The organism is Streptomyces sp. NPDC046862 (assembly GCF_040704615.1).
Taxonomy (GTDB): domain Bacteria; phylum Actinomycetota; class Actinomycetes; order Streptomycetales; family Streptomycetaceae; genus Streptomyces.
The window spans coordinates 37549-63273 of the sequence record NZ_JBEYXP010000055.1 but is presented as its reverse complement, the minus strand read 5'-3'; the positions used below and the strand labels follow the sequence as shown (position 1 = coordinate 63273).

The window sequence follows — 25725 nt, the reverse complement described above, 5'->3', positions numbered from 1 at the left end:
TTCGTTCCGATCCGTGCGCTTCCTACTCTGGTCACTGGTGCGCGATGGCGCATGTGACTCGGCGCTTGTCGCCGGCGAAGGGGGAACCGCCCATGGCCGAACGACCGTCCCGCCTGCCCAACCTGCAGAAGTTCAAGTACACCCTGCCGTACGCCGGCGAATCCTTCGGGCTGATCCAGCCGCTGCTGGGCTGGCGCTCCCAACGCACGGTCGCGCGGTTCCTCGAGGGACTGCGCCGGGCCGACGACGCCGTACTGGCCGCCGTGTCCCAGACGGTGGCCCCGCAGTCGGCCTACGTCCCACCCGGCGTCAGCGTGCACGCGGCACCGCTCGGCGACGCCGCCGAAGACAGTCCGTCGGCGACGCTCGGCAGCCCGGAGACCGTTGACCTGAAGACCGGCACCGCCCTGGTCAACAGACCGTACAGCCCGGTGATCGCCTCCACCCTGGCGGATCTGATCGCCGAGGCGATCAAGGACAGGAACCCGCGCGACCCGGCCACCTGGCTGCCGCTGCTGTCCCGGCAGAACCTGGACAACCTGCTGACCACCAAGGTGGTGCCCGAACTGTTCAAGCGGGTGGACGCGCTGAAGCCCCCGCCGAGCGCCCAGGACCGCCAGGCACTGCTGCAGAAGATCGGCGCCAAGGAGTCCATGGTCGCCGGGCTGCTGAACCACCTGGCCGAGCAGAACCTCATCCCGACGCTGGCCGACCTGTTCACCCCGCCGACCGACAACCTGGTCAAAATCGACCAGTACCGAGGGCTGCAGCAGATGCTGGACCCACTGGAGTACCTGTCCCGGGGCGAGGCGCTCAACCGGGTCAGCCTCTCTCCCGTCGGCCTGGTGCACCTCTTCCGGCAGTACTTCTTCGAGTTCGACACCTTCCTCGGCCCGCCGGTACAGCACATCTGGCTCAGCCCGGGCGGCACCGTGGAGCTGATCGAGTCGCACACCCGGCGGGAGCTGGTGGAGCGCACCGTCGAGGAGAGCGTGGAGCTGTTCGAGCGGCGGGAGCGGGAGACCACCAACCAGGAGGAGTTGTCCAGCGCGGTCAAGCAGGAGAACGAGCAGAACACCAAACTGGGCTTCTCGGTGTCCAGCAACCAGACCTGGGTGTGGGGCGACGCCAACGAGACCGCCTCGATGGACCTCGACACCACGCAGCGGCAGGCCCGCGAGCAGACCCACAAGCAGATGCGGCAGCAGACCGACCGGCTGACCACCGAGATCAAGCGCAACTTCAAGACCACGTTCCGTACGGTCACCGAGACCACCGACAGCAGCAGCCGCCGATACGTGCTCTCCAACACCACCCAGAAGCTGGTCAACTACGAACTGCGCCGCAAGCTGCGCCGGGTCGGCGTGCAGGTGCAGGACCTCGGCACCCAGCTGTGCTGGCAGTCGTACGTGGACGACCCGGGCGCCGCGCTGGGCATCGCCAAGCTGGTGCACGTCGCGGCCCCGCCGGACGTCACCGCGATCGCCCCGGCTCCGGAGATCCCGATCCCCGAGGACTACACCGAGGAGGTCAAGGTCACCTTCGGCTATCCCTTCAACGGCTACCTCAGGCCACCCAGCGACGGCAACGTGGACAACGCCTGGTGGGTCTGTGATGTCGAGCTGCGGCCCCGGGACGGCTACGAGCCGGCGTCCGTGGGCGAGGTGCGCTGGCTGGCGGAGGCCGCCACCCTGGACTTCGTCCTCAACCGGACGAAGCCGATCTTCATTCCGCCGCTGCCCAAGGGGTTCGGGTTCCCGCAGCGGAAGCAACCGCCCCTGCCGAGGCACCCCTCGCTGTCGGTGTTCATCATGAACGCCCACGGCGACAAGGGGGAGTCCTTCAGTTTCAGTGTGCCGGTGACGTACCGCCCGACCGACGCGAAGAAGCAGGAGATCGCCGAGGCGAACAAGGCGAAGGCCGCCACACGGGACCTGGAGCTGGACCGCAAGCAGCGGGAGGCCTACCTGAAGGCGGCCACCGAACGGATCGCCGCCGCGAGCAGGATCAGGCAGCGGGACTACAGCGTGCTCCGCGAGGAGGAGCGGGTGGTGGTCTACCGCCGGCTGCTCGAGCAGCTGATGACGGTCAACGGGCAAGTGCCCGCCCAGGCGGTGATGCTGCACAAGCTGGCCGAACTGATCAACTCCATCTTCGATGTGGAGGCGATGCTCTACTTCGTGGCTCCGGAGTGGTGGCGGCCCAAGCTGCACGAGGCACACCCCAACTTCGCCCCCGAACTGGGCGAGATGGGCGAGGTCGACGTCCCGGAGGTACTCAGGGGCCGGGACGGCAGGCCCAGCGAGGCGGTCGCCAGGATCGTCACCACCAGCCCGACCAGCCTGGACGACTACACCTCGGGCTGGGCGAGCAACGAGGACATGGCCCGGCCGGACAACTACTTCATCACCGCCGACTCCGAACCGGCCCGCATGGGCAGCTCGCTGGGCTGGCTGCTGCAACTGGACGGCGACGAACAGCGCAACGCCTTCCTCAACGCGCCCTGGGTCAAGGCCGTGATGCCGATCCGGCCCGGCCGCGAACTTGCCGCGCTGAACTGGCTGTCCGACCCCAGCATCGAGGGCGCGGAAGGACTGGACGACCTGTACCAGCCGGCCACGGCCGGGGAGAACCCGCTCATCCTCAAGGCACTGAAGGCCTACGTGTGGTCCGACCCGGCACTGCGTCAGCGGTACCAGACCCTGGACCCCAGCCAGCTCACCATCCGGGACGTGCTGCGCTACGTGGCGATCACCGTGACCGCCAAGTACGCCGAGAGCCGCAAAGTGGTCACCGAACAGCTGGAACCCGGGGTGACGCTGAACTACCTGCCGACGGACCTCGTCTACGAGAAGGGATTCGATCCGCTGGACAAGGGCTTCCAGGCCGAGAGCGACAAGCCCTACAAGGTCTTCGACCAGTGGATCGAGGTGCTGCCCACCGACCAGGTCGCAGCCGTCGAGGTGACGTACGACCCGCGCACCGGCCAGCAGACCGACCCCACGGGCATCGACATCGGCATCGGCCGCGGGCTCGGAGGCCAGGACTGATGTTCCCCCCGCAGCCACCCCGGATCAGCCCGCCCGAACCACCCCGCAAGCCACAGCAACGGCTTCTCACCCCGTCGGCGCCGATCCGTAGGCCCCGGCGCAGGATCGCCCAGCCCGGCCGGCGAACCTTCTTCGACCTCACCGGCTTCTGGGAGGCCGACGGGGACCGCACCAACACGGTCAGCCCGCTGCTGGTGCAGATCAACCAGGTCGGCAGCGGGCTGGCCATCTGGTTCAGCCGGCCGCCCGGCGGGTTGGGCGGGGTCAACTCGGTCACGGTCCAGGGAAAGTCCAACTGGGCGCACGGGGTGGCGCGGGGGTTCGCCATCGACAAGGACGGCAAACAGCTGGCCGAGACAGGGGCACGGATCCCGATCCGCTGGTTCATCGGTCGGCTCAGGGACGTCGGGCCAGTGGACCTGCTGGGGCCGTCGTCGCCACCGCCGATGTTCAATCCCCTGGACCCGTGGATGTCCGACGGCGTCCGGCTCCTCGCCGAGGGCTTCTCCGGCCGCGGGTACCTCCAGTACACCAAGGAGCTGGGGGGCCGGCTGCTGCTCGGCTTCGACGACAAGGCCGACAAGCCGATGCTGGCGCTCAAGCACGTCGAACCCACCGTCCGATGGCCGGCCCGGCTGATCGCCACGCTGCCGGAGAAGCTGCGCACCGAGACCTCCATGGACCAGAGCAGGCCCATTCCCCAACGGGTCATGGCCGAGCGGCTGTCCCTGGTCAGCCACAGCCGAGTCGGCCCGCAGGCCCAGCTGGTCGAACCCCGGCTCGCACTCGCGCTCAAACGGTGGAAGGGACAGAAGGACGAGAAGCAGGCGCGGGCCATCACCCGTCAGGAGATCGCCGCGATGCTGGAGTTCGGCATCGACGAGCCGTGGCGGACCAGGCTGCGGGACCGCATGGCGATGGTGGGCAGGAACTTCGGGCTGGAGATCGACGGCACCTGGCACTCGTACTACGGCTGGCTGAACGAGGTACTTCAGGACGAGGCCGCCGAACCCTCACCCACCAAGACGGGCTGGTCGTCCCAGCGGGTCCAGGAGGCGATCCGGGAACTGGGGGTGGGCGCCGACGCCACCTTCATGTACCGGCTGACCTTCCACGACATCGGCAGGCAGAAGATCGTCACCGCGCTCCGGCTGGCCGGCTCGGTGGGCATCGTCACGATCGAGAAGTTCAAGCTGACCTTCAAGTACGACGCCAACGGCAAGCGGATCTACGACCGGTTCGGCCGCCCGGAAACCGGCGAGCCCGAGCCGGTGGAATGGGAGAACCCGTCACGCATCCCGATGTTCGTGCTGCTCGGCCGCATCGACGCGGGACTGACCGGGGCATTCGGCGCCGAGGGAGCCGAGCGGTTCAAGGACGTGGCCATCGAACCGGCACCGTCCGACGCGACCGAGTCCAAGCCCCCGGAGAAGAACAAGCCCCCGGAGAAGAAACCGAGCGACCTGACCAACATCGACATCGGCAGCATCGACTTCCGGTCCGAACTGGACCTGCGCTCGCCGAACGACTTCGGCGGCTCGATCCTGCTGGTCGCCTCGGTCACCAGCAAGTTCCAGGTGGGCAACCTGCTGACGAAGACCATCCTGGACAGCTCACTGTGGCAGCTACGGCTGTCCAACGGCCTGTGGCTGGACGCGGTGCTGGACAAGGACGACAGCGGACTGATCAAACCACCCGGCAACTGGGGACAGTTGCTCAACCCGAACTGGTGGAAGGACTGGCGGCCCAAGTCGGTGGACGTCGAGCTCTTCCGGGTCGGTCTGTGCGGTGGACTGCTGGGCACCCTCGACCAGTTGCTGCAGGCCGCGAAACCCGAGAGCGGACCGGTTCCGGTCTTCACCGAGCAGAACCAGATCGTGGTGGCCGGAGCGTCGGCGATGTTCCCGTACGACTCGGCCGACCTGGACGCCCCGCTGCCCGGGGCGGACGCCACAGGACGGATGCTGTTCGAACGCGACCTGGCCGAGATCCGCGCCGTCCTGGACGCCAGGGGGCCGGCACCGCTGCTGCTCGGCTTCACCTCCCCAGAGGGCCCCACGTCCTACAACCACGACCTCGCCGACGACCGGGTACGCGCCGCCGCGCAGGCCGTCCAGGACGCGCTGGGACCGCTCTCCGCCCGTCCGCCCTGCCGGGGCGAGGGGCACGGCGAGTACCCGGCCGAGGCGAACGGCGAGTTGACCCTCTCCGGGATGAAGATCGCCGGTGGCGGGCTGCCGGATCCGGAGACGTACGGCTCGATGGAGGCGTTCCTGCGCTCCCGCGACGCCTGGACCGCGAAGTACTGGCCGGAGTGGCGCCGGGTCGACCTGTTCGTCGAGGGGGAGCTGGTCGGGCGGATGATGGCGCTGCCGCCGCCACCGGACAAGCCACACCCCTGACGGCGGGTGGCCTGGACCGGACTCGCTACTTGTCCCAGATCCTCCGGTAGGCCTCGCGGTAGCCCTCGGCGTCCCAGGACAGTGCGCCGCCACTGTTGGCGGCGGTGCTGATATGGACGGGCGCGACATATCCACTGGCCGGCTTTCCGGCGAAGGCCCGGTTGAACTCGTCGATGACCTGCCATCCCTGCTCGGAGAGGGGCTCGGGCACGGTGGCCGCCTGGAACTGCCTGCCGTTGATGCGTTCGAAGGCCGACGGGTCGCCGTCGCCGGCACCGATGTTGTAGGGGGCGCCGGCCCCGTCCTTGCCGTCGGCGCGCAGGGCCTCGGCGGCATGGTCGAAGTACAGGTCGTTGATGGCGGCGGAGTAGGTCCACCTGCCGTGGTAGCGGGACAGAAGGGAGGAGACCGCCTTGATGGTGCGGCTGTTGGCCTGAGGGATGGGGATGTCCTCGTAGCTCAGCAGACTGACGTCGGAGCAGGTGGCGAGTTCCTTCTTGATCAGGTCGGACTTGCGCTTGGCGAAGGGTATGGACGCGTCGGTGAACACAACGACCCCCGCGCGGCCTTCCGACCGGGCGATGATCCAGTCGGCGCTGATCTTCGCCACGTCCTCGACCCGGGTGGTGATGTTGCTGAAGAGCTCGGGATCCTTGCTGGGGCCCGGCCTGGCGATGGCATGCCAGCCGATCAGCGGGATGCCGGCGGCCTTGGCCCGTTCGACCTGGCGGGCGGTGGACTTCGGGTCGAAGCCTCCGATGACGATGCCGGAGGGTTTGAGCGCGAGCGCGTCGTCGAAGGCGTCCCGGATGCCGGCGGGCGTGCCCTGTCCGTTGATGGTGTGGACGTCCCAGCCGATGACCTGGGCTGCTTCCTGGACACCTTGAGCGACACCGGCGACACCGGGGTTGGTCAGGGTCTGGGCGATGTAGACGATGGTCTTGCCGGGGACGGCCCTGGGGCCGGTGGTGGGGCCGCCCCACGGGGCGTTGACGTCTTCGGCCTTCTTGACGACCCGCTTCGCGTTGGCGAGGACGGTGGGGCAGCCGGGCTCCGCGGACTTCGCGGAACCGGCGCTGGACGCGGTGCTGCTGGAACCGTCTTCGCAGCCGGCCATCGTGGTGGCGGCCACCGCCAGCAGCGCGGTGGCCGTCACGGCAGCCTTGCGGGTGTGGTGCACGGAATCTCCTCACGGGGCGCGAGAGGTAGGGGGCTTGCGTGGGGGAGGAGAGGGACGGGTCTCGGGTGGCGACGGTCCCGGTGCACGACCCGACGTCAGGGCGACCAGGGTCGGCACCCGGGCGTGCTGGGGTGGGAATGTAGCAGGTTGCCGACAGGGGTTGTCGGCCACCCACGGTGCACGATGTATCTACGCGCGGCGACGGACGAAAGACGGGATTCGTCATCAACCGTTGTTCAAGTACCCCCTTGTCAACGCCCGTGCAGGCGGTACTCTCACACGGCCAGTTCCGGACAAGTGGCTGAAAGTCCCTGCCCCGTTGCGAGGTGTACCTCGGCGGTGCCCTGTCCGCTCTCCGATGCTGGTGCGGTCCGGAAGCAACGGCAGCCGGTCACCGCTCAGGAGCCGTCGAAGGAGGCCGGGTGCCCGCGAACACCGTGGACCCATCGCTCGCACGAACCCCGCCCGAACCCGGGGGCATCTCGCCCTTGTTGCGGCGGCGGGCCGCAACCCTCCTCGACCGATGGCCGTTCCGGCGCAAGCTCAACATCCTGGTGATCGCGCCGGTCCTCGCCGTCGGCGCGCTGCTCGGCGTCGGCGTCAGTGGCCAGGTGGCACAGGCCCAGGAGGCCGACCGGATCGCGGCGCTGGTGCGCGACAGCAAGCAGGTCACGCGACTGATCAACGAGGTGCAGGCCGAACACCGGCTGGCGCTCGTACTGTCCGTGCGGTACGACTCGGCCCGCCCGGGAGCCGCACAGCCGTCGACCGCCGAGTACCGCAAGGCGCAGCGGGACACCGACGCGCAGATCGCCGCCGTACGCTCCGCGTTCGGGTCGAGCCTGCCGAAGAAGGAGGCGCAGGGCCTGGACTACCTCCGGGACCTGGCCGTCCTGCGCGACAAGCTGGAACGCGGATACGTTCCCGCGGCCGACATCGACCCCGCCTACGCCGCGGCGGTCGACTACCTGATCGACGGCATCGGGCTCGACAGCTTCTCCGGCAGCTCGTCCTCCTCGGTCATCACCCTGCTCGACACGGTCCTGCGTGCCGACGCCGCGCACGCGGCATTCGAAAGCGCCGTCTTCTCCGCGCAGAGCCGGGACGCCAACGCGCTCACCGAGTACTCCCGCGCCGTCGGCGCCCACGAGCTCTACGACCACGACGCGGCCCGTTTCGAGCGCATCGCCACGCCGAAGCAGATCATGCTCCTCGGCGGCATCGAGCGCGCTGCCGAGCAGAACGGCGTCGAGTCGCAGTTCGCGCAGCTCCAGATCGATCCGGCATCGCTGCAGGGCCGGACTCCGGCGCAGATGCGCGAGGCGATCACCACCGCGAGCAAGCAGGCCGAGACCCGCCTGCGGATCACCGGGTCGCTGATCGAGCAGATCGCCGCCCGCGCCGACGCCGCCTCCGCGAGCGCCCTGCGCAAGGCACTGCTCATGGTCGGTCTGCTCGTGCTGGGCTTCGCCGTCTGGATGACCTTCTCCGTCCTGGTCCGGCGTTCGGTCCTGCGCCCGGTGACGGCTCTGACCGGTGCCGCGCAGCAGGTCGTCGACGTCGCGGGCGAGGAACTCGCACGGGTCGCGGACGACGACGCCGCCGACGGCACTCCGCTGCGGACACGGCCCATCCCGGTCCCGGTCCGCGACGAGATCGGCGAACTGGCAGAGGCGTTCAATCAGGTGCAGGCCGCGGCCGCCCAACTGCTGGAGCGGCAGGTGCAAAGCCGTCGCAACGTCGCCGAGATGTTCGGCAACGTCGGGCGCCGCGTCAGTAGTCTGACCTCGCGTCAGCTCCTGCTGATCGATGCCGTGGAGAGCGAGGAGACCGATCCGGGCCTCCTGGACCAGCTCTACCGCATCGACCACATCGCCGTCCGCCTGCAGCGCAACGCCGACAGCCTGATGCTGCTGGCCGGTATCCGGGAGACCGCCGTCGAGGCCCGTCCCACCACCCTCGGCAACGTCATCCGGGCCGCGCTTGGCCAGATCGAGGGGTACCAACGGGTGTCCCTGCGGGCGGAGACGGAGGTCACCATCGCGCCCGACATCCATGACGACCTCACGCTGATGCTCGCCGAACTGCTCGAGAACGCGGTCGAGTTCTCGCCGTCCGAAACGCCGGTGGAGGTCACGGTGCGGCCCGGCACCGACGTCACCGCGGACGGCGGGGCACTGATCGAGGTCATCGACCACGGCCTGGGCATGAGTGCGGAACGCCTCACCGAGGAGAACGCCCGACTGGTCCGCCGTGAACGCCTCGACCTGGTGCCGACGAAGGTGCTCGGCCTCTTCGTGGTCGGAGCCCTCGCCCGGCGCTGGGGCGTACGGGTCGCCCTGAGCCGCACACCGGGTGGCGGGGTCACCAGTACGGTCTGGATCCCCTCCTCACTCCTGCTGACGATGAGCCCCGTGTTCTCGTCGCCGTCCTCCGGGCCGGACCAGGCCGACGCGCCGGCGACCGTCCCCGCCGACGGGCCGGTGCCTGTGCCCGCCAAGTCCGAGCCGGAGCATGGCACTCGCCTGCCCGTGCCCGCCGCCCCCGCCCCGGTACTGCGGCGCCGGCCGGTGATCCCGTCGCAGGAGGGCCTCCTGCCGCGCCGTACGAGAACGGCGCGCGGCAGCGGATCCGACGAGCCCGCGAAGGAGTCCCGCACTCCGTTGCGGCGACGGATCCGGGGCGCCACGCTCGCCACGACCACACCTCCGGCCGACCGGGCGATCCCCACGGTGCTGAGGCCCGTCGACGCCCAGGCGGTCCGTGCGGAACTCGACGAGTTCGAGGACGCCTTCCGCAGGGCGGAGCGAGACAGCACCATGCCCGAGCCGGGTCCCGAGGAGGAACGATCGCCATCGTCACCACAGCACACCCAGAAGGAGCCGGGCCAGTGACCACGTCGACAGGTGACAGCCGTCCCGAGCAGACGGAACCAACCGACCTGCGAGCCGCGGCGGCCGACTTCACCTGGCTGCTCGACCGGTTCGCCACGAAGACCGCCGGGGTCGTCGACGCGATCGCGGTGTCGTCCGACGGCCTGCTGATCGCGGTCACCCAACTGCGCGACCAGGCCGACTCGGAGCGGCTCGCGGCGATCGTCTCCGGCCTGACGAGTCTGGCCGCGGGCGCCTCCGGCAACTACGGCCTGGGCAGCCTCAACAAAGTCATCATCGACATGGAGGGCGGCCATGTCCTCGTGTCGGCCGTAGGCAGCGGCGCCGTCCTCGGAGTGGTCACCTCCAGGGAGGCGAAGCTGGGCACCATCGCCTACGAGATGGCTCTCTTCGCCAACCGGGCCGGGGCCGCGCTCACCCCCCAACTGGTGCTGGAACTGAAGAACAACGTCGGCGCCACGCCGGCCGGCTGACCCTGAGGAGGCATGGTGATGGCCGTCCGTGGACCAGGACCACGCGAGGCAGCAGAGGACGGCGACGGCTCACCGGAGCCCGTCGGCCGCGCCCCCGCGATCCGGCCGTTCCTGCTGACCGCCGGCCGCGTGTCGGGCGGCGGCGCCGGGTCCGTGCTCCCGCTCGAAACCCAGGTCGTGGCCACCTCGGACGGGCTAGCCGCCCTTCGCTCACTCAAGTTCGAACACCGTGACCTCGTCACTTCCTGCCAACAGCCGCAGTCACTGGCGGAACTGGCCGCCCGACTGCGACTCCACCTCAACGTCGTCCGGGTACTGACCGAGGACCTGCGCGCCGCCGGCCACCTGGCGGTCTACGTGCCGAACGCCGGAACACCCCAGGACATCTCCGTACTGCGAAGGGTCATCGATGGTCTCCGTGCCGTCCCCGACTCAAGGGGCACACTCCGCCACAGCGGTTGAACAGCCGCCACTGCCGGTCAAGCTGGTCATCGCCGGCGGCTTCGGGGTGGGCAAGACCACCGCCGTGGGCGCGATCTCCGAGATCCGGCCGCTCACCACCGAGGCCGCCATCACCGAGGTCGCGGCGGGCGTGGACGACCTCCGGCACACCCCCGGAAAGACCACGACCACCGTCGCCATGGACTTCGGCTGCCTCACCATCGACGCGACCCTGAAGCTGTACCTGTTCGGCACACCCGGCCAGGAGAGGTTCGGCTTCATGTGGGACGACCTGGTCCGGGGAGCACTCGGCGGTCTGGTGATCGTGGACACCCGCCGCCTGGACGACTGCTACGCGGCCGTGGACTACTTCGAGCACAAGAACATCCCCTTCGCGGTCGCCGTCAACGCGTTCGACGGGATCGTGGAGCATGACCTGGATGAGGTGCGGTGGGCACTCGACCTGACCGAGCAGGTACCGCTGATCGTGTTCGACGCACGGAAGACGGGTCTGGTCAGGGACGCCCTCCTGGTCGTCCTCGACGTCGCCCTGTCCCGCGCCGAAAAGGCCGCCGCCGGGAGCTGAACGTGTTCCGGAGCAGCGTCAAGAACGCCCCGCTGAGCATCAACACAGTTGTGCGAACTAGGCGTTCTGCTCCGGATCCCGGTGCGGCAGACGGAGATCGGTACCGGGCCCGGGCGGAGCCGGATGCCCTTGCTCGTCGATCGTGTCCAGGTGTGGGGGATTGAACGGGCGGCCACCGGCTGCGGACAGGTCCGAAGCCGTTACCGCGTCGAGCATGATGAACACGTCTTCCGCGTTGACGCCGGCCCGTCGGGTGAGGTTTTCGACGATGGCGCGGTACAGGGCGTGTTTCTTCTCGACGGGGCGTTCCTTGCCGACGACGATGCGGACCAGCACGAAGTCTTCGGTGCGGGGACCGCCGAGGAAGTCAGGGCTGTAGATGAACTCGTACGGTTCCTTCTGCTGGATGACCTGAAACCGGTCCTCGACCGGGATACCGAACTGTTCGACGAGCGCCTCGTGCACGCCGTCGGCGATCGCCCGGAGCACGCTCTGGCTCCGGCCACGTCTGACGGTGATGTCGACGACAGGCATCATCGACTCCTTCCTGGGAGGCCGTTGTGCCGTGCCATGTGGTGTGCAGTGTTACGACAACCTAGGTCACAGTAACCTGTACCCATGTGGATTGAGATCCTCCTTTTGGCGGAGCTTGCGCAAGGACCAAGGCATGGCTACGAACTGCGCAGGGAGATCGAGGCGGCGACGGGGCACACCTTGTCGAACAACTCGCTCTACCCCCGGCTGCGCCAGTTCGTGGAGTCGCAGGCAGTACTGCGACGTGCCGAGGAGCACGAGGGCGCACCACCGCGCCACGTCTACTCGATCACCGACGTCGGCCGTGAGCTCCTGCACGACCTGCTCGCGGAACTGCCCGAGGACACGGCCGACAACGGACGTGAGTTCATGGCACGGCTGGTGCATTTCGGCTGGCTGACCCCCGAGGAACAGCTTCGGATCCTGGACACGCAGGACTACATCCTGGCCCGGAAGCGGGACGGCACCGCCGCGCTGGCGGCGGCACGGGACGAGTACTGGAGCCGCCGGGCGCTCGACCACGGGATCCAGCGGATCGACGCGGAGCGGGCCTGGCTCGCGTCCGTCCGTGCCGAGATCCAGGCGAAGACGGCGGCAGAAGACGCCGGCCGATCCGAGGACGGTCCATGATGCCGGGGCGTCGCGATCGCCGAGGCTCAGGGATGACAGGCGTTAGTACTGCGGTACTAACCGGCTCCGCCGGATCGGGTGCCGCAGGGGGCAGAGTGACCGAGAAACCGCTCCTAGCTTGAGATCACGGGTCAGTCAGGCCCGGTTCACACAATGATCTCTTCTTCCTGCGGGAGTTATCCGTGGCCACCTTCCTCTATCGGCTCGGCCGGTTGGCATTCCGCCGACGACGTCTCTTCACGATGGTGTGGATCGCCGTCCTGGCCGCCATCGGTATGGGCGCCATGAGCTCGTCCGGCACCACAACGGACGGCCTGAGCCTTCCGGGCACGCAGTCGCAGAAGGCGATCGACCTGCTGGAGAGGGAGTTCCCGCAGGCATCCGCCAACGGCGCCACCGCCCGTGTCGTGTTCGAGGCGCCGGGCGGACAGAAGCTCACCTCCGGCGCCAACAAGGCCGAGATCGAGTCGCTGGTGGCGAAGCTGGAGAAGTCGCCGCAGGTGTCGAGCGTCTCCGACCCCTTCTCCAGCGGCCTGGTCAGCAGGTCCGGCACCATCGCCTACGTCCAGGTGTCCTACAAGGTCGCGCAGGCCGACGTCGGCAGCGCCGCCCATGACGTTCAGACCGACGTCGTCAAGCAGGGCGAGGAGGCCGGTCTGAAGGTGAGCCTGGGCGGGAACGCCGTCGCGGACAAGGCCGCCAGCAAGTTGGCCGAACTGCTCGGTCTCGTGGTCGCCGCCGTCGCCCTGGTGATCACGTTCGGCTCGCTGATCGCGGCCGGACTGCCCCTGCTCACCGCGATCCTCGGCGTGGGGGCGGCCGTCCTGTCGATCACGATCGCCACCCAGTTCTTCGACATGGCCTCCCAGGCCTCCACTCTGGCGCTGATGCTGGGCCTGGCAGTCGCCATCGACTACGCCCTGTTCATCGTCTCCCGCTACCGCAACGAGATCCGGGACGGCCACGAACCCGAGGAAGCCTGTGGACGGGCACTGGGCACCGCGGGTTCGGCGGTCGTCTTCGCGGGTCTGACCGTGATCGTCGCGCTCAGCGGCCTGAGCGTCATCGGCATCCATTCGCTGACCTCGATGGGCCTGGCCTCCGCCTTCGCCGTTGCCGTCGCCGTAGTGATCGCGCTGACCCTGCTGCCCGCTGTCCTCGGCTTCGCCGGCAGGCGGATCATGAAGGGCAAGCTGCTGACCCGCCGCATGAGGGCCCTGGAGCGCGGCGAGGGAGACGCGATGGGCGTGCGCTGGGCCAAGTACGTCACCCGCAACCCGGTCAAGGTCCTCGTGGTCTCGGTGATCGGCCTGGGCGTACTCGCACTGCCTGCCATGTCGCTGCGTCTGGCCCTGCCGGACGACTCGATGAAGCCCCCGCACAGCACGCAGCGCGTCGCCTACGACACCCTCAGCAAGGGCTTCGGACCGGGCTTCAACGGACCGCTGACCGTGGTCGTGGACGCCCAGGACAGTGACGACCCCAAGGCCGCCGCCAAGGAGGCCGGCGCGGTGCTGGCCGGTCTGAAGGACGTCGCGTCCGTCCGCGAAGCCGCCTTCAACCAGTCCGGCGACGTGGCCCTGATCGGTGTCGTCCCGGGCAGCGCCCCCACGAGCCAGGCCACCAAGGACCTGGTCAACAACATCCGCGACCACAGTGCCGCCCTGCACAAGGACACCGGCGCCGACCTGATGGTCACCGGACTCACCGCCGTCAACATCGACGTCTCCGCCAAGCTCGGCCAGGCCCTTATCCCCTACCTGGCCATCGTCGTCGGGATGGCGCTGATCCTGCTCCTGCTGGTCTTCCGCTCGATCCTGGTTCCGCTCAAGGCCGCCCTCGGCTTCCTGCTCAGCGTGGTCGCCACGCTCGGCGTTCTCGTCGCGGTCTTCCAGTGGGGCTGGCTGAAGGACCTCTTCGGCATCGACCAGACCGGCCCCATCGTCAGCCTGCTGCCCATCCTGCTGATCGGTGTCGTCTTCGGCCTCGCCATGGACTACGAGGTCTTCCTCGTCACCCGGATGCGCGAGGAATACGTCCACGGAGCCGAGCCCACGACGGCCATCGTCCAGGGCTTCCGCCACAGCGCCCGGGTCGTCACCGCCGCCGCGATCATCATGATCTCCGTCTTCTCGGGATTCCTCCTCGACGACGCGGCACTCATCAAGTCGATCGGCCTGGGGCTCGCCTCGGCGGTGTTCTTCGACGCCTTCGTTGTCCGCATGACCATCGTCCCCGCGGTGATGGCCCTGCTCGGCCGACGGGCCTGGGCTCTGCCGAAGTGGCTGGACAAGGCAATGCCGAACGTGGACGTCGAGGGTGAGAAGCTGCGCCACGCACTGGAGGGCGGGCAGACGGGCTTCGCGCCTCAACGGCCTGAACCCGTACTCGTCGGCGTCGCCGGGAGCCGCGCGGGCTCGGACGGCATCAGCGCGCCCTGTGTCGTCGCCGACCTCCACGCACCGGTCGACCCGGAGGAACCGACACCTCCCCAACAGCGCCGTTCCACACCACGAGGACTCTCCGCGCTCAAGCAGCGCCGTGCACGTACCGCCGACACCGACTCCGCCCACTCGGACCAGCAGGAGGTTCCGGTGAGGAAGAAGCCTTTGAAGAAGCTACTCCGCAGGAAGTGACGGGAGCCAGGCACAGAACCCGCTCCCACAGACTCGGCCGGCTCCCGGCCGACCACCAGCCCCGCCCGCCGGTCCCATCCCCCGAGACCGGCGGGCGGCCCCGACAACGTGGAGGGCCCACTCCGTGACCGCACCGAGCGCCCCCGCGCCCGCCCCTCGCCCGGACGAGCGCCGATTCCTGGAGACCCTGACCAGCGATCCCGAGCAGCGTGTGATCGTCTCGGTCATCTCCCGGCTGGCCTCATGGCGACGGGCCGACCGGGCCCACCCCTGGGTCCGGCGCTGGGGTGTGCCGGCCTTCTGCCTCGCGGGCGGCAGCGACGCCTACCTCAACCCGTACAACATCGCTGACCAGAAGCTGCCCCTCATCCTTGCCTTCTGCGTTCCGCTGCTGTGGCGGGAACGCAGGCCCATGCTGGTCCTCGCCCTCACCACCGCCGCCTCCGTCGTGGCTCTCCCCATGGGTGTGCTGACCGGCGCCGAATCCGCCCGGGTGGTCGCCCTGTTCAACGTCGGCCGTCACTGCCCACCGCGCCAGGTCGCCCTCGCCATCGGCGTCACCATCGTGCAACTGGCCGCGTGGGCCTACGTCTTCTGGAACGGCCGCCAGCTGGAGTACGCGACGCGTCCGGAGTTCATCACGCTGATGGCGATGATCGCCGTGGCGGCGTTCGCGGTGCTCGGCCTCTTCGTGCGGCTGGCCCACGCCTACATCGACGGCCTCAAGAAGCAGCGCGATCAGCAGGCCCAGCTCGCCACCGCGCAGGAACGCGCCCGCGTCTCCCGCGAGATGCACGACATCCTCGGCCACACCCTCGCCGTCATCGTCGGCCTGGCCGACGGCGCCGCCGCCCTGGCCGGGACCCAACCGGAACGCGGCGCCAAGACGCTCCGCATCATCAGCACCAGCGGCCGGGACGCCCTGGCCGAACTGCGCAGCCTGCTCGCCGTCATCGGCGAGGACCGCGACACGGTCGACGACGAGCCGCCCGACGCCCTGCTCGCCCCACAGCCTGGCCTGGCCGATCTTGACGCCCTGCTGGACCGGGTCCGCGCCGCCGGCCCCACCGTCGCCCTGAACGCGCACGGCGACCTCACTGACCTGGCCCCAGGTCTCCAGCTGTCCGTCTACCGCATCGTCCAGGAGGCCCTGACCAACGCCGTCAAGTACGCCGCCGCCGACACGTCGATCCACGTCTCCCTCACGGGAGGCCCCGACCTGGTGCGCCTCACGGTTGAGGACGCCGGCCCACCGCGTACCGCACCCTCACACTGTGGCCGTACCGGCAGCGGCCGGGGCCTGGTCGGCATGCGCGAGCGCGCCGCCCTCTACCAGGGCGAGGTGACCGCCGGACCCAACACCCACGGCGGCTGGACCGTCCGCGCTCTTCTCGTCCCCAACCCGCCCGCTCCCGCGCCCGGCTCCGGCCGAGCGGGGGGACCCCCGTCCTCACCGGAGACGCACCCGGCATGACCACCGTCCTCATCGTCGACGACCAGGCCCTGCAGCGCATGGGCTTCAGCATGCTCCTGGAAGCCCAGCCGGACCTCACCGTCGTCGGCGAGGCCGCCAACGGCAGTCAAGCAGTCCGCACGACCGCCGAACTGCGCCCCGACGTCGTCCTGATGGACGTCCGCATGCCCGGAATGGACGGCATCGAGGCCACACGCCGCATCGTGGACTCCGGAAGCCGCTCCCGCATCCTCGTCCTGACCACTTTCGACCTCGACGAGTACGCCTACGAAGCCCTGCGCGCCGGTGCCAGCGGCTTCCTCCTCAAGGACGCCCAGCCTGAAGAACTCGTCGCCGGCGTCCGCGCGGTGGCCGCCGGCGAAGCCGTGATCTCTCCCCGCCTCACCCGCAAACTCCTGGACACCTTCGCCGACCGCCTCCCCGGCCACACCGCGCAACAGCACCGGCTCGACGACCTCACCCCACGCGAACGCGATGTCCTCACCGCGATCGCCACTGGCTGGACGAACCAGGAGATCGCCGAACGCCTGCACCTGGCCGAATCCACGGTCAAGTCCCACATCGGCCGCATCCTCGCAAAGATCGACGCCCGCGACCGCGTCCAAGCCGTGATCTTCGCCTACGACACCGGACTCGTCCGCCCGGCATGACCCCACCCGCTCCACTCGCCCGAACCGTCTGACGGCCGGGCGCCTTCTCGCCCGCCCCGGGCCCGCGTTCACCGCTACGTCCCCGCACCGCACCCGCCTCGGCACACCCCAGCCAGGCATCCGCGCCCGAGAACAGGACACAGCAATGGGACCGTTGGCACGAACCGGCATCGGCATCGCCCTGGCCTGCGGGGTACTGGTCACCGCAGTCGGCGTCGGACGGAATTCCGACAGCGACCACGAGAAGGAGCCGCCCAAGGGGCCGTACGTCGCCCTCGGGGACTCGTACACCTCAGGCCCGAAGATCCCTCCCCAGACCGGCGATCCGGCCGGCTGCGACCGGTCCGGCCGCAACTACCCCGCCCTGGTCGCCCGGGAACTCGGCATTGAACCGGCCGACTTCCGCGACGTCAGCTGCAGCGGCGCCACCATCGCCCACCTCACCGCGCCCCAGTCCACCGACCACGGCACCAATCCCGCGCAGCTGTCCGCCCTGTCCGCCGGCACGATGCTGGTCACGCTCGGCATCGGCGGTAACGACGTCGGGTTCAGCTCGCTGATCACCAACTGCGTCACCACGGGAGCGCTCTACGAACTGGCGGACCACTTCACGGATGTCTCCGGCAAGGCGCCCTGCGAAAGGAGGTACACCTCCGGTGACACCGACACGATCGCGCAGCAGATCCACACCACGGGCGACCAACTGGCCCGGGCGCTCCACCAGATCAAACGCCGGGCGCCCGGAGCACGGGTCTACGTGGTCGGCTACCCGGCGATCCTGCCCGCCAAGGGCACCGACTGCGACGACGCCATGCCCCTCGCACCGGATGACGTGGTGTTTCTGCGCGACAAGGAACAGCAACTCAACACCATGCTCCGGTACCGGGCGCGGGCCGCCGGAGCAACGTACGTCGACACCTTCACCCCGTCCTCGGAACACAACGCCTGCTCTCCCGAGAGCACCCGCTGGATCGAGCCGCTGCGCCCCAGTAGCCCGGCTGCCTCCGTCCACCCCAACGAACGTGGTGAACGGGGCATGGCCACCGCCGTCCTGCACGCCGTCAAGGACTGAGTACGCCGCACGGCCCATGGAGTGTCCCGGCCGTAGTCCGAGCGCCGCTCGCATCTGATCCTGATCGACGCCCCGTAGTGGCAGCAGGCCGATGCAGGTGCAGGGCCCGGATGCGACGGGGCCGTCCAGGAGCGCCGGGCGTGTCTCCGACCTGGCAGCCGCGTGGTCGCCTCATCCGGGGGACCGGGCCTTCATCGCAGCCGCGCGCGAGGGGAGGTCAGCGGGGCGGGACGGGGAAGAGCATGCAGCTGCTGGTGGCGTGGGCCAGCAGCCGGTCCTCGGAGTCGCGGAGCTCTGCCTGAGCGAGGGCGGTGCGGCGTCCGCTGTTCAGGACGGTGCCGATGGCGCGGACCTTGCCGGTGTCGACGGTGATCGGGCGCAGGAACTTCAAGGTCAGGTCGATGGAGGTGTATCCCATGCCCTGGGGCAGCGTGGACTGCACCGCGCAGCCGGCCGCCGAGTCGAGGAGCGTGGCGTAGACGCCGCCGTGGACGCTGCCGATCGGGTTGTAGTGCTCCTCGCCCGGCACCAGTACGAAGACCGCCCGGCCGTGCTCGGCCTCCTCCAGGGTGAAGCCCAGGGTGGCGGCGATCGGCGGGGCGGGCAGACGCCCGGACAGGATCTCGCGGAGGAAATCGAGACCGCTGTGATCACCAACAGCTCCGGCGGAGATGGTGGGGTCTTCCCACTCGAACGTACGTGACCTGCGCATTCCCACTCCCCAACACGGCTGGCTTCCTTCAGTGAAGCTAGCCGTGCCGTCATCTGGCTGTCAATGATGAAGTCAGCATAGGATGGGCGCATGAGGTGGCTGGAGACGAGCGCGGAGAACTGCACGGTCCACCGGACACTGGACCTGGTCGGCGAGAAGTGGTCGTTGCTGCTGCTTCGGGACGCCATGAACGGCGTACGGCGTTTCGACGACTTCCGGCGGCACATCGGGCTGTCCGAGGCCGTCCTGGCGGACCGGCTGCGCAAGCTGGTCGCGGCCGGGATCCTGGAGACCGTCGCCTACCGTGAGCCGGGAAGCCGTACCCGGCACGAGTACCGGCTCACGCGCAAGGGCTGGGACCTGTGGCCCGCGATGATCGCGCTCAAGCAGTGGGGCGACCGGTACACGGCGGACCCTCAGGGCCCGCCCTTGGAGGTTCGTCATGCGGACTGCGGCGAACCCCTGCGAGCGGTGGTCGTCTGCGGGGAGGGGCACGGGCCGCTGATTCCGCCGGAGGCCCGTACCCGTCCGGGCCCCGCGGCGCAGCCGCTCGGCTGACAGGCCGGACACCGCTCACGAAGCAGCCGGAGCTGCCCGCCATGGCCTCCGGCCGGTGACCGCGGCGAGGGCCGCCGACCGCTGAACCCCGCGATGCCCGAGGGCGTGCCGCTCCCGATGGAAGGGGCCTCGTCGGCAAGGCGGGCGACGCGTCGGCCGGCGAGTGTGCCGGGTGCTCGCACCGCCGATGTGTTCAGGCGCTGTCCGGGTCGACGCGAAGGAGACCCGGGCCCGCGTCGACGAACGATTCCCCGAACCGCACGTCGTGCCCCTCGTCGCAGCGGATCACCGCGTGCACCGCGGTGCCGCATTCCTTGTGGCGTACGACCACCGGGGGCCCCTGTTCGTCCGCGGCCCAGGTGTCGCCCCACTGTCGAAGTGCCACGAGTACGGGCAGGAAGTCCCGGCCCTTCTCGGTCAGTTGATAGGCGTACCGGGTCCGCTGGCCGGGCTCCTGGTAGGGGACGCGCTCCAGGAGCCCGGCGGCGGTGAGCTCCTTCAGGCGTGCCGAGGCGGCGGGTTCGCCGATGCCCACACGTTGCGCGAAGTCGTCGAACCGGCGAGTGCCGAAGAAGGCCTCCCGCATGATCAACAGCGCCGTCCTGGTGCCAACGACCTCCAGGGCGCGGGCGATGGAGCAGTTGGCCATGGACCAGTCCTCCCGTCCTGCCAGCAGATCAGTCATCTCTCCGCCTCTCACCTGACTTGCCTTGACCATAGTCAGCCTATAGCGTCCGACCTGACTTCGATAAACATAAGTCAGCCCAGTCAAGACGAGGACACCATGGCTTCCACTCCTTCCCACGCCGCGGCCCGGCGCCCGGGCCGGCTCAAGCCGGCCGACGAGCGAACCGGCAACCGGCTCTCCCCGCACCAGCCCTCCCGGACCGCCGCGGCCGTCACGCTCGTCGCGATGTGTCTGGGCGCCATGACGACCTTTCTGCTGATCACCGCATCCGTGTCGGCGCTGTCGCCCATCCAGGACGACCTGCACGTCTCACCGACCGGTCTGGTCTGGATCCCCTCCGCGTACAGCCTGCTGGTGGCCAGCCTGGTGATGTCCGCGGGCACCATCGGCAACCTCTACGGTCGCAAGCGCACCTTCCTCACCGGCGCCGTTGTCATGATCATCGGTTCCCTCACGGTCTACGCCGCGAGTTCAGTCGGAGCCGTCATCGCCGGCCAACTCGTCTCCGGCCTGGGCGGCGCCCTCATACTGCCCAACAGCCTGGCCATCCTGGGAGCAACGTTCACCGATCCCCACCGGCGCACCGAAGTCATCACCGCCTGGGCAGCCTCCTCCGGCATCGGGCTCGCCGTCGGCCCGCTGATCTCGGGCGCACTGCTGGATCACTTCCACTGGAACACGGTCTTCCTGTCGACCGCCGCCCTCGCCGTGGTCACCCTGACCGTGGGCGCCTTCGTCACCGAATCGCGCGGCCCCGAAGGCAAGCTCGACATCCCCGGCCAGGTCCTGGCCGTGCTGGGCATCGCCGCGCTCGTCTACGCCCTCATCGAAGGCGGACACGACGGCTACACCAGCCCCCGCATCCTCACCGCCTGGTGCGTCGCGGCCGCGGCCCTGACCGGATTCGTCCTCGTCGAGCGCGCCGGCAGCACACCCATGCTGGACATGTCCCTGTTCCGGTCGGTGTCGTTCAGCTCCGTCATGTTCGTCGCGGCCGTCTCCCTGTTCGGCTTCACCGGCATGGGCATCGTGTCGGTGCTCTTCTACGAGCGCGTCCAGCACCTGTCCGCCCTGGCCGTGGGGTGGCGTCTGCTGCCCTTCTTCGGCGTCTACGTCATCGTCGCCTACGCGACCGGACGCGTCATCCGCCTCACCGGCTTCAAACTCCCGCTGGCCCTGGGCTTCCTCGTGGGAGCGGCCGCAGCGGTCGGATTGACCACCGTGGAGCCGACCACCCCCTACTCCCACGTGTGGTGGCTGTACGTGCTCTTCGGAGCCGCGAGCGGGATGGTGGCCGCACCGAGTACCGCCGCCGCCCTGGTCAGCGTCTCCCATGAGCGCGCCGGCATGGCCTCGGGAGCCGTCAACGCCTTCCGGCAGATCGGATCCGTCACGGGCACCTCCCTCCTCGGCGCACTGGTCGCCAGCCGGCTTCAGTCCCACCTGCCGGCCCAGCTCGAAGCCCACCACGTGCCCCGGGCGGCATGGCCCGCCGTCGAGCACGCCGTCTCCACCGGGGCCGGCCACCGAGCGGCCCCGCCGAATGTGACCGCCGCGATCGCAGACGCCTTCACCTCGGGTGTGCACGTCGCCATGACCGTCATCGCCGTCGTGTTCCTGTCCGCGGCCGTCGCCGCAGCCCTCCTGGTGCACAACCGACCGCACCACACCACCGCCACGACGATCTGACGGGTGCCTTCCAGCCGACGCGAAGCAGTTCGCCAGGAGCCGGTCAGGGCGTCCGCGGCATCGGCTGCCGCCCTGCACGTGCCAGTACCGGAGCCGTTTCGATGCGTGCCACCGCATCCCACGCCAGGCGACGCGTCAGGCACGCGTGGGGCGCCTCCGCGTCCGGTGCGACCTGCGTCCACAACGGCGCCGACACCGTGACGCCCAGGAGCGCCACGTCCACGTCGACGACAACGCGCCGCGCGCACGGAGTTCGGCGAGCCCACTGACCACCGTCGCCGTGCCGGTGGCCGCCGCCGAGAGGTGCGTAGCCGACCCGCGCGTCTTCGCGCGACGCACACAGGAGCAGCCGGTCCGTGTCGGTCAGTACGTACGGCTCTTCGTCGGGCCGCATCCTGTCCTCCCGCGGCGGCCCTGTACCCTCCGGCGTCCAGCAGGGTCTGCTGGTCCTCGTCCAGGACGTTCACCCGCCCCCCCCGCCGTGCGGTAAGCCCTTCGAGACGTGCGTGCAGCAGGTAGGGCGCGGAGGCCGAGGTGATCCCGGCGGTGCGCCGTATGTCGCGCAACCGCAACCCGTGCGCGTGGGAAACCGGACGGCGCCGTGTGGATGATCGCCACGGTCTCCGTGCCGCCAGACGCCAGCCGCACCAACGAGGTGTCCGGCCGCCGTGCGGCGTCGGCAGTGCCACCACCCACAGCCCGGCCTGCGCGTACGGCGTCGGTAACAGTGGGCGGCGGTTTGCGTCGAGGAGCCGAGCACTCCGGCGCCCGTATGTCCGAGGTCGCTAGATCCCGGCCAGTTGCGGGTAGAGCGCCTCGACGCCCACGGCCAGCCCGGACCGGGCCAAGCGGCTGGTGTCGTCGGCGATGATCTCGTACGCGTCGGCAGCGATGCCGTCGACAGCGATGCGGGCTATGTCTGCGGGGTCGGCCTTGGGCTCGGTGAGGCCTCGGGTCATGTCGGTGTCCATGAAGCCGACGTGCAGCCCGGCCACCCGGATGCCCTGGTCGGCGAGTTGCAGACGCAGCGCGTTGGTCAGCGACCACTGCGCGGACTTGGCCGCGCAGTAGGCGCCGGTCTCAGGGATGGTGAACCAGGACAGGACGGACAGGATGTTCAGGATCGCTCCGCCGCCGTTGGCAGCGATCTGGGGGGCGAAGCCACGGACCATGGAGAGGGTGCCGAAGTAGTGGGTGTCCAGTTCCCGGCGGATGCTGTCCAGGTCGCCTGCGAGCAGAGGTCGGTGCCGGTGGAGGAGCCGGCGTTGTTGATCAGCACCGTCACATCGCCCGTGGCCTCGGCTGCGGCGGCGACGGAGGCGTGGTCGGTGATGTCGAGTGCGATGGGCCTGGCGCCCGGCAGGTCCACCTGGTCGGGGATGCGGGCACCGGCGTGGACGGTGGCGCCGCGGCTGAGCAACTCGGCGGCGAGCGCCCGGCCGAGCCCCCGGTTGGCTCCGGAGACAAGGACGGTGCTGGTGGAGAGATCCACGTAAGACTCCTGGTGAGTTGTGCGTGTTGGCTGAGTGGGGGTTTCTCCGTCAACCGGGCAGCCGGTTGAGCTTGCGGATCTGTCGGTCGAAGGCCCGGGCGGGAACGATGCGGCGCAGCGTGCTGACGCGTCCGGCCAGCGCGCCCGCTGTGTACCGCAGCTTCGGCTTGGCGTCGGTCGCCGCCGCGAGGATGGCCTTGGCGACTATGGATGGATCGTCGCTGTCCTTGATCGCCGCCTCCATCACCTGCTCGAAGACCTGCCGCTGCCGGGCGTAAACCGGCAGGGGCGTGTCGGCCCACATGCTGTTGGCCTCGAAGCTGGTGTTGGTGAACGCGGGCTGGACGAGGACCGTCCGGACGCCGTGCTGGCGGACCTCGTGATCCAGGGACTCGGAGTAGCCCTCGACCGCGTGCTTGGACGCCGAGTAGAGGGCCATGTACGGCGCGGGAATGATCCCGAGCACGGACGAGACGTTGATGATGCGACCGCTTCGCTGTGCGCGCATGTGCGGCAGGACGGCCCTGGTCATACGGATGACGCCGAAGACGTTGGTGTCGAAGACGCGCTGGGCCTGGGCGACGGAGCTTTCCTCGGCGGCGCCCGTCGAGCCGACACCGGCGTTGTTGACCAGGACGTCGATCCGGCCGAACCGCTCGATCACCTCCTCGACCGCAGACGTGACCGACGCGTCGCTGACGACGTCGAGGTCGACGAAGGTCGCTCTGTCGACAGCGGTGACCTTGGCCGCGTTCCGGCTTGTGCCGACCACACCGAAACCCGCTTCCGCGAGCGCGAGGGCGGCCGCCTTCCCGATGCCCGAGGACGCTCCCGTCACAACCGCCACCGGCCGAATCGTCGCCATGATGATCTCCTGAACTCATTAGATTATGATCGTAATACAATTACCCTAGAGTGAGAGTCATGTGGAGGGCAAGCGGTCCGTCCGGCGAGGCGATGACGGAGGAGCTCGTGGCCCGGTACGGGAAAGAGCACAAGCAGGCGACGAGGCAGCGGATCATCGAGGCGGCCGGCCGCCGGTTCAAGCGAGACGGCCTCGACGGTTCGGGGATCTCCACACTCATGGCGGACGCGGGCCTGACCAGCGGCGCCTTCTACGCCCACTTCGAGTCAAAGGAGGACCTCGTCGCCACCGTGGTCGCCGACCAGCTGCGCGCACAGGGCGCGAGCTTCAGTGCCCAGGCGCCTGGCCGCGCCGGCCTGGAGGAGTTCGTGCGCGGGTACCTCTCGGCGGAGCACCGCGACAGCATCGAGGACGGCTGTCCGTCCGCCGCTCTGCTGGACGAGATCGGGCGCTGCACGGACGCGACCAAACGGACGTTCACCGACGGCGTGCTGGTCGTCATGGACGACGTCGCCGCCCTCCTGGCGCCCGACGATCCGCCCTCGGCGCGCGCGAAGGCGCTCAGCATCTTCGCCATGATGGTCGGGACACTCCAGCTCTCCCGGGCGCTGGCCGACCGGCGGCTCGCCGATGACGTCCTCGAGCAGGGCATCCGCAACGTCCTCGCCGTGGCGGGCGCCGAGTCCGACACGACAGCGCGCCGGTAGACAAATGGAGAGCCACCCGGTTGTGGGTGGCTCTCCGCCTCTCATGGCCGTCAGGGTGATGCCCCGGGCCTCTCAGTGTGCTGCCCCGCGTTGTCAGGCGGACTTGGCGGGCCGGTCGAGGAACCGGGTGACGTCGTCGCCGAACCGAGCGTGGTGCTCGGACAGGAAGCCGTGCGCCGAGTTCGGGTAGATCTTGATTTCCGAGTCGGGGATGAGCCCGGCGAGCAGGTGGGAGTACCGCGGCGGAATCATCGGGTCACTGTCGCCGCCTGCGACGAACACCGGGACCTGCATGGCGGTAACCCGCTGCAACTGCGCATGGTTCGGGATGCCCCACGCGCAGATCGCGTCGTACTGCGCCTGGCGCGTCTGCCATGTGATGGGGGTGTCCAGCTCGCTCCTGGTGAACATGCGGCCAAAGGCCCGTTCCCCCGCCGACCGGCTCTCCGGCGTCTGGAGGTAGAAGACGTCGAGCACCTTGGAGGGCGGCGGCTCGCGTTCACCCACGGAATCGATCACCCACGGCTGCCATCCGTGCATGCCGGAGGCGCCCTGAGGTGCGGATGAGGCCAGGATCACCCGCCGGGCGAGCGCGGGCCGGATGAGCGCGACCTCCTGGGCGACGAAGGATCCGAGGGAGTACCCGAGGAGGTCGACCTGCTCCAGGCCGAGCGCGTCGATGAAGGCGATGGCGTCCAGGGCCATCTGAGCGACCGTGCTGGGCGTGGTGCCGCTGGAGCTTCCGACACCGGTGTTGTTGAAGGCGATCACGCGTCGACCGGCGGCGAGCGCATCGACAAGGGCCGGGTCCCAGTAGTCGAGATTGCCCCGGAAGTGGTGAAGCAGGATCAGCGGGACGCCGCCGTCACCGGTCTCGCGGTAGGCATGCTCGATGCCACCGGCGGTTGTCACCTTTTTGTTCGAAGTCTGCGCATACGACAGCGTCATGAAGGTTCCCTTTTCTGTGAATCCGTCCGTGACGACGGTGATTC

General features: G+C 69.3%; 21 protein-coding genes and 1 pseudogene. 14 read left to right on the top strand and 8 right to left on the bottom strand.

Annotated elements, in window-relative coordinates:
• Window positions 1–92: 92 nt before the first annotated feature.
• Both AB0959_RS42315 and AB0959_RS42310 read left to right on the top strand, forming a co-directional pair.
• The gene (locus tag AB0959_RS42315) at window positions 93–3050 is read left to right on the top strand and encodes a hypothetical protein (RefSeq protein WP_366832169.1); all 2958 of its coding nucleotides are present in this window, start codon (window positions 93–95) and stop codon (window positions 3048–3050) included.
• Window positions 3050–5452 (top strand): hypothetical protein, encoded by a 2403-nt coding sequence (locus tag AB0959_RS42310; protein ID WP_366832168.1) that lies wholly within the window; start codon window positions 3050–3052, stop codon window positions 5450–5452. Before AB0959_RS42315 ends, AB0959_RS42310 begins: the two co-directional genes overlap by 1 nt.
• A gap of 25 nt (window positions 5453–5477) precedes the next feature.
• Here AB0959_RS42310 and AB0959_RS42305 read toward each other — a convergent pair whose 3' ends face one another.
• Entirely contained in the window at window positions 5478–6632 is a 1155-nt protein-coding gene (locus AB0959_RS42305; protein ID WP_366832167.1) for a substrate-binding domain-containing protein, read from the bottom strand.
• Window positions 6633–7054: 422 nt separating this feature from the next.
• Between AB0959_RS42305 and AB0959_RS42300 the strand changes: the two genes are divergently transcribed.
• From AB0959_RS42300 to AB0959_RS42285, 4 genes are read left to right on the top strand one after another with little or no spacing between them, the layout of a single operon-like run.
• The gene (locus AB0959_RS42300; RefSeq protein ID WP_366832166.1) at window positions 7055–9526 is read left to right on the top strand and encodes an ATP-binding protein; all 2472 of its coding nucleotides are present in this window, start codon (window positions 7055–7057) and stop codon (window positions 9524–9526) included.
• Window positions 9523–9999, top strand: coding sequence for a roadblock/LC7 domain-containing protein (locus AB0959_RS42295; protein ID WP_366832165.1), 477 nt, complete (start codon window positions 9523–9525; stop codon window positions 9997–9999). Before AB0959_RS42300 ends, AB0959_RS42295 begins: the two co-directional genes overlap by 4 nt.
• Window positions 10000–10017: 18 nt before the next feature.
• Window positions 10018–10461 (top strand): DUF742 domain-containing protein, encoded by a 444-nt coding sequence (locus AB0959_RS42290; RefSeq protein ID WP_366832164.1) that lies wholly within the window; start codon window positions 10018–10020, stop codon window positions 10459–10461.
• Window positions 10409–11026 (top strand): ATP/GTP-binding protein, encoded by a 618-nt coding sequence (locus AB0959_RS42285; protein ID WP_366832163.1) that lies wholly within the window; start codon window positions 10409–10411, stop codon window positions 11024–11026. Before AB0959_RS42290 ends, AB0959_RS42285 begins: the two co-directional genes overlap by 53 nt.
• Window positions 11027–11083: 57 nt before the next feature.
• Here the strand turns inward: AB0959_RS42285 and AB0959_RS42280 are convergent, their stop codons facing one another.
• Window positions 11084–11560: a tautomerase family protein gene (locus tag AB0959_RS42280; protein ID WP_366832184.1), complete on the bottom strand. Its 477-nt coding sequence runs from the start codon at window positions 11558–11560 to the stop codon at window positions 11084–11086.
• 84 nt (window positions 11561–11644) lie between these two features.
• Here AB0959_RS42280 and AB0959_RS42275 point away from each other — a divergent pair, with 84 nt between their 5' ends.
• The 5 genes from AB0959_RS42275 to AB0959_RS42255 all read left to right on the top strand — a co-directional run bounded on the left by AB0959_RS42275 (window position 11645) and on the right by AB0959_RS42255 (window position 18022).
• Window positions 11645–12190, top strand: coding sequence for a PadR family transcriptional regulator (locus AB0959_RS42275; RefSeq protein ID WP_366832162.1), 546 nt, complete (start codon window positions 11645–11647; stop codon window positions 12188–12190).
• A 182-nt stretch (window positions 12191–12372) separates the two neighbouring features.
• Window positions 12373–14826: an MMPL family transporter gene (locus AB0959_RS42270; protein ID WP_366832161.1), complete on the top strand. Its 2454-nt coding sequence runs from the start codon at window positions 12373–12375 to the stop codon at window positions 14824–14826.
• Window positions 14827–14950: 124 nt separating this feature from the next.
• Window positions 14951–16300: a histidine kinase gene (locus AB0959_RS42265; protein ID WP_366832160.1), complete on the top strand. Its 1350-nt coding sequence runs from the start codon at window positions 14951–14953 to the stop codon at window positions 16298–16300.
• Window positions 16297–16950 carry a response regulator transcription factor gene (locus AB0959_RS42260; protein ID WP_366832159.1) on the top strand — a complete coding sequence of 218 codons (654 nt, stop codon included), beginning with the start codon at window positions 16297–16299 and terminating at the stop codon, window positions 16948–16950. The genes AB0959_RS42265 and AB0959_RS42260 overlap by 4 nt, the downstream gene beginning before the upstream one ends.
• A gap of 145 nt (window positions 16951–17095) precedes the next feature.
• Window positions 17096–18022, top strand: coding sequence for an SGNH/GDSL hydrolase family protein (locus tag AB0959_RS42255; protein ID WP_366832158.1), 927 nt, complete (start codon window positions 17096–17098; stop codon window positions 18020–18022).
• A gap of 217 nt (window positions 18023–18239) precedes the next feature.
• On the opposite strand, the gene AB0959_RS42250 is transcribed toward AB0959_RS42255, so the two are convergent.
• Window positions 18240–18734 carry a PaaI family thioesterase gene (locus AB0959_RS42250; RefSeq protein WP_366832157.1) on the bottom strand — a complete coding sequence of 165 codons (495 nt, stop codon included), beginning with the start codon at window positions 18732–18734 and terminating at the stop codon, window positions 18240–18242.
• A gap of 90 nt (window positions 18735–18824) precedes the next feature.
• Between AB0959_RS42250 and AB0959_RS42245 the strand changes: the two genes are divergently transcribed.
• The gene (locus AB0959_RS42245; protein ID WP_366832156.1) at window positions 18825–19292 is read left to right on the top strand and encodes a helix-turn-helix domain-containing protein; all 468 of its coding nucleotides are present in this window, start codon (window positions 18825–18827) and stop codon (window positions 19290–19292) included.
• A gap of 193 nt (window positions 19293–19485) precedes the next feature.
• Here AB0959_RS42245 and AB0959_RS42240 read toward each other — a convergent pair whose 3' ends face one another.
• Window positions 19486–19977: a helix-turn-helix domain-containing protein gene (locus tag AB0959_RS42240; protein ID WP_366832155.1), complete on the bottom strand. Its 492-nt coding sequence runs from the start codon at window positions 19975–19977 to the stop codon at window positions 19486–19488.
• Between the two features lie 99 nt (window positions 19978–20076).
• On the opposite strand from AB0959_RS42240, the gene AB0959_RS42235 reads away from it, so the two are divergent.
• A complete protein-coding gene (locus AB0959_RS42235) occupies window positions 20077–21669 on the top strand; it encodes an MFS transporter (RefSeq protein ID WP_366832154.1) in 1593 nt (530 codons plus the stop codon).
• A 43-nt stretch (window positions 21670–21712) separates the two neighbouring features.
• Here AB0959_RS42235 and AB0959_RS42230 read toward each other — a convergent pair whose 3' ends face one another.
• The 3 genes and pseudogenes from AB0959_RS42230 to AB0959_RS42220 form a co-directional block, all read right to left on the bottom strand.
• Window positions 21713–22063, bottom strand: coding sequence for a hypothetical protein (locus tag AB0959_RS42230; RefSeq protein ID WP_366832153.1), 351 nt, complete (start codon window positions 22061–22063; stop codon window positions 21713–21715).
• 391 nt (window positions 22064–22454) lie between these two features.
• A pseudogene (locus AB0959_RS42225) lies at window positions 22455–23161 on the bottom strand (SDR family oxidoreductase).
• A 49-nt stretch (window positions 23162–23210) separates the two neighbouring features.
• A complete protein-coding gene (locus tag AB0959_RS42220; RefSeq protein ID WP_366832152.1) occupies window positions 23211–24026 on the bottom strand; it encodes an oxidoreductase in 816 nt (271 codons plus the stop codon).
• 107 nt (window positions 24027–24133) lie between these two features.
• Here AB0959_RS42220 and AB0959_RS42215 point away from each other — a divergent pair, with 107 nt between their 5' ends.
• Window positions 24134–24733 carry a TetR/AcrR family transcriptional regulator gene (locus AB0959_RS42215; RefSeq protein WP_366832183.1) on the top strand — a complete coding sequence of 200 codons (600 nt, stop codon included), beginning with the start codon at window positions 24134–24136 and terminating at the stop codon, window positions 24731–24733.
• Between the two features lie 93 nt (window positions 24734–24826).
• Here AB0959_RS42215 and AB0959_RS42210 read toward each other — a convergent pair whose 3' ends face one another.
• The gene (locus tag AB0959_RS42210; RefSeq protein WP_366832151.1) at window positions 24827–25681 is read right to left on the bottom strand and encodes an alpha/beta hydrolase; all 855 of its coding nucleotides are present in this window, start codon (window positions 25679–25681) and stop codon (window positions 24827–24829) included.
• Window positions 25682–25725 lie beyond the last annotated feature (44 nt).